A 12,210-nucleotide genomic window follows, 5' to 3' on the forward strand; every position below is an offset into this window, starting at 1 on the left:
GATCATTTATGAAAATTTATTTAAATGATTACGAAACCGAAACCTTGGAAAAGGCGGAGAGTTTGCTGTTTAACGGCAATGGATATATTGGTCTGCGAGGCAATCTGGAGGAGGATTACTACAATCATTTTTCTACCAACCGTGAGACCTATATCAATGGCTTTTACGAAACCAAAGAGCTGCACTATCCAGAGAAGATGTATGGCTTCACCCCGACAGGAGAAACCATGATCAGCGTGATCGACGGGCAAACAACCTTGATTACCATCGGAGGTGAACAGTTTTCCATTATGGAAGGAACAATCAGTGACAGTGAACGTTATTTGGATATGGAAAAAGGTATTACAGTTAGGAACTTAGTTTGGACTTCGCCGCAAGGCCGCCAAACAAAAATCACGATCTCGCGTTTAGCCTCTTTCCATTATAAAAATCTTTTTTCACTGAAGATTGATTTCGAGCGTTTGAATCATCAGGAGGAAATTGAACTTACCACCCATTTAAATTTCTATCCAGTGCGCACGATTGATAAAAACGATCCGCGCATGAGCCATGATCTACAAAAGATTGTGATTAAGGAGATTGATTTAGCCAAAAAGAGCTGTGTATTCGGCACCGAGTATTCCCAATTGGAAGCGGAGTTAGTTTGGTCGATTGATAATCAGACGGTTGAACAAACGATTGAAGAGGATCGAATCGTGATCAGCACAAAGCTGGAGGGTGACAGCTATCAAAAAAATCTAAGCTATGCGTTTCAGCAGCAGAAACACGAGGAAATTGAGTGCAGCTTTGCCAAACTAGTTCAGAAACAAATAGAATTTCTGAATGATTTTTGGCAAAGTGCGAAAGTAAACATCAAAAGTACAGAAAACCTTGAAGAGAGTGTCAATTACAGTACCTTTGCTCTGCTGCAATCACTTGGGACGAATCGTACCACTAGCATTGCGGCTAAAGGTTTGAGCGGTAGCGGGTATGAGGGGCACTACTTTTGGGACGCGGAGATGTTTGTTTTTCCGGTCTTCTTGCATTTAAATCCACTGCTGGCGAAGCAATTGCTGACTTATCGTTATACTACTTTGGATAAAGCACGGGAGAATCGTCAGCTTTTCGGCTATCAAACAGGGGCGCTCTATCCATGGCGGACGATCTCAGGCACTGAGTCTTCCGCATTTTTCGAAGGCGGGTCCGCGCAGCACCATATCAACGCAGATATTGCTTACGCGTTTATTCAATATTATCGTTACACGGACGATTTAGCTTTTATTGCGGACTGTGGATTTGAAGTTCTATTGGAAACGGCTCGTGTGTTCAGCGAAATCGGCTACATGAAAAACGGCAAATTTCACATCGATAAAATTACCGGTCCAGATGAATACACGGTACTGGTTAATGACAACTATTACACCAATCAATTGGTTGCTTATCAATTCCAATGGCTCAATCGCTTCGCGAAATTATTGAAAGAGCATCGTCCTGAAAGCTGGTCCGATTTAACCAAGAAGCTCCAGCTTGAAGAGTCTGAGTTACAGGATTTCGCGCAATTTTCAGCGGCGATGGCCTTGCCTTTTGATGAAGAAAAAGGAATAATTGCTCAGGATCGAGATTTCTTGAATAAAAGCTTTTGGCCTTATTCTAAAGAAGAAACAAACTATCCGTTATTGCTGAATTATCATCCATTGACGATTTATCGTTATCAGATTTCTAAACAAGCGGATGCCGTACTGGCGTTGATGCTGTTTCCAGATTCCTTTAACAAGGAGACAATCGCTAAGAGTGTTGCATACTACGATGAGGTAACGACTCATGATTCTTCTCTGTCTTACTCGACGTTCTCAACGGTATATAGTCGTTTGGGACAAGTAGAAAAAGGCTATGAATATTTTATCAAAAATGCCCGAACCGATCTAGATAACAGTCATAAAAATACGAAGGACGGTATCCATACCGCATCGATGGGCGGAACCTTCATGTCGATTGTTTATGGTTTTTGTAATCTTCAGATAGTGGAAGATAGGCTGACAATTGATCCCCATTTGCCGGCAGAGATCGACGAAATTGATTTTTATACCTATTTTAAAAATCAAAAGTATCGTGTTTACGTCAGTCATCAAGAGCATTGGATCGAAAAAGTCGCAGAGGAGCATCAATAAATGAAAGGTTTTGTATTTGATTTAGATGGTGTGATCACAGATACGGCAAAATACCATTATATTGCTTGGAAACAGCTAGCCGCTGAGATCGGGATTACGATCGATGAGGCCTTCAACGAACAGCTGAAGGGCATCAGTCGTCAGGATTCGCTGGCGCGGATTTTAGCCCAGGACGATAAACTGGATGTTTACTCCGACTCAGAATTAAATAAAATGGCAGAAAAAAAGAATCAGCACTACGTGGCATTGTTGGAGACGTTAGCGCCTGAAGACGTATTGCCAGGAGTTAGAGAATTCTTAGAGAATGCCCACGAGGTCGGAATCCTTTGCGCGATTGCCTCAGCATCCAAAAATGCCCCATATATTTTGGACAAATTGCAGATCAGAGACTATTTTTCCGGTATCGTTGATCCAACAACGTTGACAAAAGGCAAACCCGATCCAGAAATTTTTATCAAAGCCGCGGAATTAATAAATCTAAAACCTGAAGAAGTGGTCGGCTTTGAAGACGCACAGGCGGGAATCGATGGAATCAAAGGTTGCGGGATGTATGCCGTCGGTATCGGGGCGGCGGAGCAGTTAAAAGGCGCTGATCGAGTAGTGAATGATTTTTCGGAATTGACTATCGAGGAATTGCTTTGTTTGTAGATAGTTAGAGACTACCAGAAATTTTGGTAGTCTTTTTTTCTGGGAAGAAGGAGTTATTAAGATGAATTAAAGACTTGGAGAAAGGCTAAGGCTTTATACATTGGAAAAGAAGAAATCGCTGCTCTTGGATTTTCGGATAAGAATGAAAAAACATTTTAATATCGAAAAAAGCGATCCAGATAAGATCGAAACGCTTTTTTCTGATTATGACGAATTGGCGGTGGACGAAAATAATCGTTATAAGGGAAAGAATCTCTTGAACACCATCGCATGTTGGATTTAGAAACACGGATCAAATAGGTAGAGAATGCATTAGAAGAATTCACTGAATAGTGTATCGCAAAAATTAAAATTATTTTACTAGAAAATCCGTTGATTATTCTTCCCTAAAATTATTATTGATGACGAGAGTTGGAATACTCAAACCGATGGAAAAGGTACGAGCTACAAGGATACAGAAGAAGTTCGCAATTTATTAGCTGAGAGCTCGGTTGCCTTGTATACGCTTTATTTGCGCAAAATCTCCTATTTTAAGAAATCAAAATTTTAATTTTTGCGAAGATTTTAAAATTGGTAGTAGGTTATTTAATGCGCTATCATTAATACATATGAAAAATCGCTAACGATGAAAAGGAGAGGTCTGTCATGGAAATTAAGAAGCTTCAGCAACGTCAATTGTTTTGTTCTAAGCGTGATACCGTTGAGAAGAAAGTGGTTCAATATTTCAAGGAAACACAGGATGCAGATTCTGTCATTGAATATGCGATCGCTATCATGGTGCGTCATGCCCTTGTTTTGGGAGATTTTTCATTGTTGTTTCAAGACGTGATCCGTGAAATTTATAATGATGCGAAACCAAGCGAGACGTTGAGAAAGTTCTTACCTTATTTCCAATCCTATTTTATCGATTCAGAGTGGCAACAGATCATAAAACGTTTATTTAACAATGAGAAAAAATATGAATAGGCAACGAAAAGCATGCGTATTCAAGCAAGCTATTTGAAGAATCACGGCAGTGCAGCTGTTACACATGAGTATGAAAGTTACACTCTTGTGAGTATTTTTAAAGACGCCAGTGGAAAGAAACATACATGGAGATTACGGGATGCGGACCCAAGAAACAGCATGGAAGAAACGAAACGGATACTTGAGATTTTGACAAATCTGACAATCTTTCAAAAGGATGGCTTGCGCCGTTTTGCTGAATTCTTGGATTATGATTGTATCGGTACCACGATTGTGTCTAGTTCAAAAGCGCCGAAGGAACAGCCGCAGGAGGAGTTGGGACGTAATCATGTGAAGGTATCTGTCAAGGTTGGTGATTCAGCTGGTGATGAAGCGAACCTGATTGATGGCTGTGATCTGAATACGCTTAGCAAAGAGACCTTGATTGAACTGCTGATGAGCATCTATAAAGAAGCAAATGCTGCTATGGCGGAGGAGGAAATGCTTGAAGACTGTTCTGAAATTGACCCGCCACTCGGTGTTCAAACGAGTTTAGACGATCGAATTGTTTTATCGAATGAGAAGACGACTCCAGAGAAGTCCGCGAAGGTATCCGATACAGATGAAACTGAGGAGAAGATTCCAGCCATGGCTTTAGCAGGTGCTGGGATTGAGTCGAGCGCCGAAAATCATATGTCGGAAAAAACCGCTGATAATAGAAAGATTAAACAGCCGAAGAAAAAGGACAGAAAGCTCTTAAAGAATTTCCAGAATAGTCAGAAGCAGAATAAACCTAAAAGACACTATTGAGAGTGATAGGGGAGTCTCGAAGTGCTTCAATGTACGGGAGATAAACGAGTATCTTGTATCGCTATTTTTTAAGGAGACTTTTTTCATGAGGTAAACACCGTGCTGATCAAAGCGTATTATTTGGTGAGGACTCTGTCATGAAGGGGTTATTTAGTATGGGTAAATTAGCTCATGGTTTTAAGAATTTTGAGGTTAAATGCGAACGATTTTTGACGTAATAATTGGAGACTTGACTAGACACGACTAGAGTAATTTTCCGTTCGCTCAACGGTCTTTTTATGCTGCTAATAATTAAAAATCAGCGTTTAAATAACTAGGGAAACAGCACTATTCAATCTTGATGAAACAGCTTTATCAAAATGGGTAACAATACCAGTAGTGAAGTGACCATGAAAATCACATTAAAAAAACGTTGACAGGGTTAATTATTCGTGATAACCTTTTCATAAGTTCTTGATGTTATTACTTCGGGTAAGCATGCGTGAATGAAATAAAAATTGTTGGATGTTATCACTTTATGTGAGCAGGACCTATTTACCGCACAATGGACGTGTATGTAAATGGGCTTTTTTTATGGCTAGCGAGGGAATTAAATCATGATTATTAAACGGGTGTTAAATAATAATACCGTCATTTCTTCAAACAGCAAGGGTGTTGACGTGCTGCTGATGGGTCGGGGCATCGCCTTTGGGAAGAAAAAAGGGCAGACGATTGAACTTGAGCAGATTGAAAAGACATTTTTGCTGAAGGATAAGGAAACACAAAGTAAATTTACAGAGTTATTGATCAATGTGCCGATGGAGCATATTTTGGTTTCAGAGAAGATTATCAATTTTGGAAAAATCAAATTAGGAAAAAATCTAAATGAAATCATTTATGTGAATTTGACCGATCATATCCATTCAGCGATTGATCGCTATCACGAGGGAATTATCTTGAAAAATCCTCTGCGCTGGGACATCGCGCGATTCTATCCGGATGAATACGCGGTTGGTGAAAAGGCGATCGAGGTTGTTCGAAATGATTTAGGGATATCTTTTGAAATTGACGAGGCAGCGTTTATTGCGATCCATTTTGTCAATGCGGAGATGGACAAAACTTGGGAGTTTGCCTATGAAATCGCTGAGATCACGAAAAAAATCGAAACGATTATTAAAACCCATTATCGAACAGAGTTTGATGAAAGCTCATTAGACTATTATCGCTTCATCACTCATGTGAAGTTCTTTGCGCAGCGTCTGTTAGCAGGAGATCACTATGATGATGAAGATGAGGAATTATTGAATACATTACGACATAAATATGAGGGCGAATACGCCAGCGCATTAGAGATCAAGGACTATGTACAGAAGGATTTCGAGTATGAGCTAAGCTCAACCGAACTCCTCTATCTGACAGCCCACATTCGACGCATCACCAGAAATTTGTAACTAGGATTGTTATCCAAACGGAGCATGACCTAGAGCTTGTCTATAAGGCAGCTTTAGGTCTTTTTTTGCCAGTTCCACTTTTCACAGTTTATTTAGCGAAAGCGATAATTAATGATTTGAAGTCAGTCGCATCTCAAGCCACAAAATGGAATGGTATGCGCACCGAGAATCAGACTCATTTTTCCCGCTTTTGGAAAAATGAATTCCTTAAAAAGAGGTAGTTGCCAGTTCCAGTTTCCGTAACTTATCAAAAAACCAATGTTCTGAAAAAAACACAAAAATGAATAGAAAGATTTCTATTCAGAAAAGAGGAGAAAAATGAAATACCAACAAACAGCTAAAGAGATCTATAATGCCGTTGGCGGCAGTGAAAATATTCAAACAGCGACTCATTGTATTACTCGTTTACGATTGATTTTAAAGGATCAAAAGCAGGTAGACGATGAACAGGTCAAGGCGATCCCAGGCGTGATGGGGGTCATGAAAAAGGCTGGGCAATACCATATTATTTTAGGAAATGATGTAGCAAATTATTACCGAGCCTTCACGAAGTTAGGAAATTTCAACTCAGAACCAGTCGAATCAACGGAAAAGAAAAATTTATTTGAAAATCTAGTGGACGTGATTTCAGGTTGTATGTCGCCATTGATTCCGGCTTTGCTTGGCGGTGGAATGATCAAGGTTCTGCTGATTGTGTTGCCGTTGATCGGTGCCTTGAGTGAATCGTCTTCCACGTATGCCGTATTGTCCTTTTTTGGGGATGCACCGTTTTATTTCATGCCGGTGATGTTGGCATTTACTGCTTCGCAAAAATTTGGTGTGACACCGATGCTGGCAGTTGCTGTAGGGGGAATCATGCTGCATCCAAACTTCGCGGCGATGGTTACAGCGGGCGATCCAGTAAGTATTTTCGGCTTGCCGATCACGTTAGCGAGTTATGGCTCGTCGGTTATTCCGATATTAATCATGGTTTGGCTGATGAAATACATTGAGTCCTTCTTTAATCAGATCATTCCAGCGGTGATGAAAAATCTGTTGCAGCCGCTAGTGGTTCTTTTGTTATCTGGAGTGATTGCGTTAGTCGTGGTTGGTCCATTAGGGACATTTGCTGGGCAAGGCTTATCAGCGGCGGTTATTTGGATTCAAGCAAAAGCGGGCTGGTTGGCGTTAGGCTTGATGTCAGCGTTGATGCCGTTGATCGTTATGACAGGGATGCATTGGGCGTTTGCACCAATTTTCTTGATTGCTTCTCCGGCGACACCGGATATGTTGATTTTACCTGCGATGTTGGCAGCGAATATCGCACAAGGAGCAGCGGCGATTGCTGTTTCTATAAAGGCGAAGGATAAAAATCTTAAACAGGTTGCTTTAGGTGCTGGGATTTCTGCATTGCTGGCAGGGGTAACAGAACCAGCGCTATATGGTGTGACGTTGAAATATAAAAAACCGTTATATGCTGCGATGATTTCTGGTGCTTTGTGTGGAATCTTCATGGGAATTACTGGGGTGGAATCTTATGCCTTTGCGGTACCATCACTTGTGGCGCTACCGCAATTTATTAATGGTGGTATTGACGGGAATTTCATCAATGCCTGTATTGTTGCCGCAGCTTCGATCGTGCTGACTTTTGTTTTGACTTGGTTCTTTGGGATTGAAGAGGAAGTGACAACCGAAGATGCTGTTTTAGAAGTGGTTGAAAGTGGCAGCAGCGACCCGAAAAAAGTGTTGGCACCTGTTAAAGGAAAAGTAATTCCATTGGAAAAGGTCAATGATTCCGCGTTTTCCAGCAAAGTAATGGGCGAGGGCATCGCCATCATTCCTGAAGAAAATACGATCGTTGCCCCATTTAACGGGACAATCTCTGCGCTTTTCCCGACAAAACACGCGATTGGCTTGACTAGTGAAGCGGGAATGGAGTTGCTGATCCATGTGGGAATTGATACTGTAGAATTAAATGGTCAGCATTTTGAAAGTTTGGTTGCCGCCGGTGATACCGTTAAAGCTGGACAGCCTTTATTGACGGTTGATTTTGCGGCGGTTAAAGCGGCAGGCTATGATACGGTGATCCCAATTGTCGTGACAAACAGCGATACCTTCATCGATGTGGTGCCAAAGGATGAAATGAAAGCGGCGGATTATGAAGATGCCGTATTGTATGTGATTTAAGTGATAGTAAAGATGGGAGCAGAGAGCTATGAGTAAATTTCCAAATGATTTTTTATGGGGCGGAGCAGTTGCGGCTAATCAATGCGAGGGTGCTTATTTAGAGGATGGCAAGGGCTTGACTGTGCAGGATGTGACCCGCAAAGGCTGGCATGAAGCACCTACTGAAGAGCCGATGGAAGATAATTTGAAGCTGGTGGGCATTGATTTTTATCATCGCTACAAGGAAGATATTCGTTTATTCGCTGAGATGGGCTTCAAAGTTTTCCGACTGTCGATCGCCTGGGCACGAATTTTTCCGCAAGGGGATGAGCAGGAACCTAACGAAGCAGGACTAGCATTTTATGATGAGGTGTTTGATGAATGTCTGAAGTATGGTATCGAACCGCTAGTGACACTTTCTCATTATGAAACGCCACTGCATTTAACAAGGACCTATGATGGCTGGCGCAATCGCAAAATGATCGACTTTTTTGAGCATTACGTTCGGACGGTCTTTGAACGCTATAAGAACAAGGTCAAATACTGGCTGACCTTCAATGAAATCAATTCGATCACCCATGTACCGTTTCTTAGCGGCGGCATCAGTACGCCAAAGGAACAATTAACACAACAGGACATTTACCAAGCCATTCATCATGAGCTGGTTGCTAGCAGTCGGGCGGTTCAAGCTTGTCATGAGCTGATTCCTGACGCGCAGATTGGCTGCATGATCTTGGGTGTTCCGGTCTATCCATTGACACCAAAACCAGAGGATGTCTTGAAATCTCTGGCGACAGAAAGAGAAAATTTCTTCTTTTCAGATGTCCAGGTTCGCGGGTATTATCCAAGCTATTCGAAACGGCTGTTTAAAGAAAAGCAGATTGAGCTGGACATTCAGCCGCGGGATTTGGAAGACCTGAAGCATACAGTTGATTTTATTTCTTTCAGCTATTATATGAGTGTTTGTGATTCGGCTGATCCAACGAAAGAAGCCGGCGAAGGCAATATCATTGGCGGTATCCCGAATCCCTATTTGAAGGCGAGTGAGTGGGGCTGGCAGATTGATCCAAAAGGACTGCGTTATTACTTGAATATCCTCTATGATCGCTATCAAAAACCGGTTTTCATCGTGGAAAACGGCTTAGGAGCCGTGGACGAGCTGGTGGAGCTGGAAAATGGCGAAAAAACCGTGATTGATGATTACCGAATTGATTATATGAATGATCACTTGGTTCAAGTCGAAGAGGCGATCGAAGACGGCGTTCCTGTGATGGGCTATACGTCTTGGGGCTGTATTGATTTGGTCAGCTTTACAACAGCGGAAATCAAAAAACGCTATGGCATGATCTATGTGGATCGCAACAGCGATGGCACTGGCACTCTGGAGCGCTATAAAAAGAAAAGCTTTGACTGGTATAAAGAAGTGATCGGTTCAAATGGCGAGTCCCTCGTAAAATAATAAACTAGCTAGAAGCCAAGTATTCAGCAAAATGAGTACTTGGTTTCTTTTTGCCATCAGATCATTTTTCCCATGGACTTCCTAGTTGGAAACGAATACAATTGCATTGATACTAGCTTTTCAGTATGCAATTGTGGAGGCGAAGAGATGGAGTTTGTGGGTGTATTATGTCTGATTTTAGTGAGCGTTACTGTGGCGAGCCATTTTTCTCGAAGGATTGGCATACCGGCGGTTGTCGGGCAGCTTCTGGTGGGAATCATCCTAGGAAATGGAGGACTGAGGATCGTCCATCCGGATATTCTGGTAACAGATTTTTCTGAGATCGGGGTCATTTTACTGATGTTTTTAGCAGGTATCGAGAGCAATCTCCCATTGCTGCGAAAATATTTTCGACCGGGAGTGTTCGTGGCCTTGCTGGGAATTCTATTTCCGCTCTTGTTGGGAACCGGAGGCGGCAGTCTTTTCGGTGTTTCGCTGGATCAATCCTTTTTCTTCGGCTTGATTTTAGCGGCTACTTCTGTCAGCATCTCGGTGGAGGTCTTGAAGGAACTAAAAGCGGCCAACACAAAAGAAGGTTCGACTATTCTTGGTGCGGCAGTCGTCGATGACATTCTGGTGGTCATCATCGTAAGTCTGTGTATGCCGTTATTGGGCGTGGAAGGCAGCAGTGAGAAGCCGCTGATCTTCATGCTGGTTGCACAGGTGCTGTTTTTCATCGCGGTCTTTTTCCTGATTCGCTGGGGCGCTCCTTATTTAATGAACTTGAGTAAGAAAATTTTTGCCCAATCTTCTGTAATCATTGTATCTCTGACCTTGTGTCTCAGTATGTCCTACTTAGCGGATTTCATCGGCTTAAGCTCAGTAATCGGAGCCTTTTCAACAGGGATTGCTATTGGACAGACCAATGTCTGGAAAGATGTGCGCTACAATATCGAAGCGATTGGCTATGCAGTGTTCATTCCAGTCTTTTTTATCAGTATCGGATTGGAAGTGACCTTTGACGGGTTCGCCAAGCAGCTGCTGTTCATTATTTTCTTTACGATCATCGCCGTTGCCTCAAAATTGATCGGCGGCTTTATGGGGGGAAGACTATCCGGCTTTGATACGAATAGTAGTTTGATGGTGGGTTCGGGAATGGTTTCTCGCGGGGAAATGGCGCTGATTATCGTCCAATTAGGATTTCAGGCGCGGCTGGTTACTGGAAAATACTATTCTTCAATCATTTTAGTCATTCTGCTGACGACACTGTCCTCGCCTTTTTTACTTAAATACTTTACCAAGAAAATTTACTCTGCCTCATAAATGAAAACCCTCTAGCCTATTTGCCGGTCAGCAAAAAGCTAGAGGGTTTATTGTGATTAAGAAGGGACTTTTTCGTTTGCTTGTTTGACTAACGGAGAAATTCTGAGGGCGGCCAGCAATAAAAGCATGCCGATTCCCGTCGTTACCGCGAAGACGTTCCAAGCTAAACCCATCCCACCGCTGGTTGCTAAGAAGACGGCCATTAATGGAGAAGCAATGGCTTGGCCTAAATAGACCGCAATCATTAGAGTGGCAGAGATTTGGGCAAATACCTGAGAGCCGAATGCTTCAGTCCCGACAAAGGAAGGAATACTGGCGCAGACTGGATAAGCCGCTGCCGCCAAAAGCACTGTTAGGATCATTAAGTAGGTCGCTCCGCTGGCAGCCCACAGATTCATGCAAACAAAGGTTAAGATAAAGGCCGTACACACGTAAATAACAAAACCAGACATACGCAATTTTGCTGAAATGGTGCCTGCTGCCATTAGGAGGATGTCGGCAATCAGCAGATAAGCGGCATTCCAATTGGCTGCATTGGTGGCGCTCATGCCGTTCATTTGCCACCAGGTTGGGGCGAAGGAAAGAAAAGCGGTTCCGCCAATTGTCGCAAAGAGCAAGGCTACGATCAGAACTTTAAAAGACGTTGATCGGATCGCTTGCTGGTAGGTAAGTGGTGCTGCGGCTGTATCCTGTACATCTTCTTTGACGGATTCCCATCCCAAGGGTTGTTGGCCTTTTTCTTCCGTTGTTTTGATCAAGAAGCTGACGGCAAACAATCCTAAAGCCAGAACTAGAATCGACATCACGCGATAGCAATTTTTATAGTCGGTTATTTTGAAAAGCTGTCCCGCTAGAAAGACCCAAGCCGCTGCGCCAATGCCGGCACCAGACAAAACGAGACCGGTGATTTGTGCCCGTTTATCGATGAACCAATCGGCGATAACCGCTGAACAAACTGCATGGGTGCCAAAGGTGATGGAAAAAGCCACCGGCCACATACATCAAAAGCAGGCTTTGAGTATTGGCTTCTGGTGTGACAAACGTATATAGATGCATATGCAAGGCGCAGGCAAAAATCGAGATCAGCATCGTTTTCTTTGCACCGATTTTTTCCAAAACCTTAATTGCCACCATGCTCAACACGACATTGCAAATCGTATTGACGGTTCCGATTTGCCCGACGGCTCCAACAGAGTGTTCACTGTAATTTGCCAAAGTAGCGATGAAAGTGCCTAAGGTGGTACAGGCGCCAAGGTTCATGAAAATTACTAGGAAGGCGCCAAGTGCTGCTTTGTAGCCAAAAAATTTCTTTTGTTCCATCGAT

11 protein-coding genes are annotated in these 12,210 nt (G+C 42.7%); 9 read left to right on the forward strand and 2 right to left on the reverse strand.

Translation table 11 applies throughout. The annotated features are described in order from the left end of the window. The first annotated feature begins 8 nt into the window (after positions 1 to 8). From KQI58_RS07405 to KQI58_RS07440, 9 genes are all read left to right on the forward strand, one after another. Positions 9 to 2,147 (forward strand): glycoside hydrolase family 65 protein, encoded by a 2,139-nt coding sequence (locus KQI58_RS07405; protein WP_216407847.1) that lies wholly within the window; start codon positions 9 to 11, stop codon positions 2,145 to 2,147. Further along, a complete protein-coding gene (gene pgmB / locus KQI58_RS07410; RefSeq protein ID WP_216407848.1) occupies positions 2,148 to 2,795 on the forward strand; it encodes a beta-phosphoglucomutase in 648 nt (215 codons plus the stop codon). It begins immediately after the preceding gene. Between the two features lie 142 nt (positions 2,796 to 2,937). Continuing rightward, positions 2,938 to 3,078 carry a hypothetical protein gene (locus KQI58_RS07415; protein ID WP_216407849.1) on the forward strand — a complete coding sequence of 47 codons (141 nt, stop codon included), beginning with the start codon at positions 2,938 to 2,940 and terminating at the stop codon, positions 3,076 to 3,078. A gap of 362 nt (positions 3,079 to 3,440) precedes the next feature. Beyond that, positions 3,441 to 3,761 (forward strand): hypothetical protein, encoded by a 321-nt coding sequence (locus KQI58_RS22620; protein ID WP_253295830.1) that lies wholly within the window; start codon positions 3,441 to 3,443, stop codon positions 3,759 to 3,761. A 12-nt stretch (positions 3,762 to 3,773) separates the two neighbouring features. Further along, positions 3,774 to 4,550, forward strand: a complete 777-nt coding sequence (locus KQI58_RS07420; protein ID WP_253295831.1) for a hypothetical protein — start codon at positions 3,774 to 3,776, stop codon at positions 4,548 to 4,550. A 596-nt stretch (positions 4,551 to 5,146) separates the two neighbouring features. Beyond that, positions 5,147 to 5,980 (forward strand): BglG family transcription antiterminator LicT, encoded by an 834-nt coding sequence (gene licT, locus KQI58_RS07425; RefSeq protein WP_216407850.1) that lies wholly within the window; start codon positions 5,147 to 5,149, stop codon positions 5,978 to 5,980. A gap of 318 nt (positions 5,981 to 6,298) precedes the next feature. Next, on the forward strand, positions 6,299 to 8,146 hold the full coding sequence (locus tag KQI58_RS07430; protein ID WP_216407851.1) for a beta-glucoside-specific PTS transporter subunit IIABC: 1,848 nt from the start codon (positions 6,299 to 6,301) through the stop codon (positions 8,144 to 8,146). Positions 8,147 to 8,174: 28 nt separating this feature from the next. Next, a complete protein-coding gene (locus KQI58_RS07435) occupies positions 8,175 to 9,584 on the forward strand; it encodes a glycoside hydrolase family 1 protein (RefSeq protein WP_216407853.1) in 1,410 nt (469 codons plus the stop codon). A 147-nt stretch (positions 9,585 to 9,731) separates the two neighbouring features. After that, positions 9,732 to 10,886, forward strand: a complete 1,155-nt coding sequence (locus KQI58_RS07440; RefSeq protein WP_216407855.1) for a cation:proton antiporter — start codon at positions 9,732 to 9,734, stop codon at positions 10,884 to 10,886. 56 nt (positions 10,887 to 10,942) lie between these two features. On the opposite strand, the gene KQI58_RS07445 is transcribed toward KQI58_RS07440, so the two are convergent. Both KQI58_RS07445 and KQI58_RS07450 read right to left on the reverse strand, forming a co-directional pair. Further along, positions 10,943 to 11,875, reverse strand: a complete 933-nt coding sequence (locus KQI58_RS07445; RefSeq protein ID WP_216407857.1) for an MFS transporter — start codon at positions 11,873 to 11,875, stop codon at positions 10,943 to 10,945. Continuing rightward, positions 11,805 to 12,206, reverse strand: coding sequence for a hypothetical protein (locus KQI58_RS07450; RefSeq protein ID WP_253295833.1), 402 nt, complete (start codon positions 12,204 to 12,206; stop codon positions 11,805 to 11,807). The genes KQI58_RS07445 and KQI58_RS07450 overlap by 71 nt, the downstream gene beginning before the upstream one ends. Positions 12,207 to 12,210 lie beyond the last annotated feature (4 nt).

This window comes from Enterococcus raffinosus (assembly GCF_018917525.1).
GTDB lineage: Bacteria > Bacillota > Bacilli > Lactobacillales > Enterococcaceae > Enterococcus_A > Enterococcus_A raffinosus_A.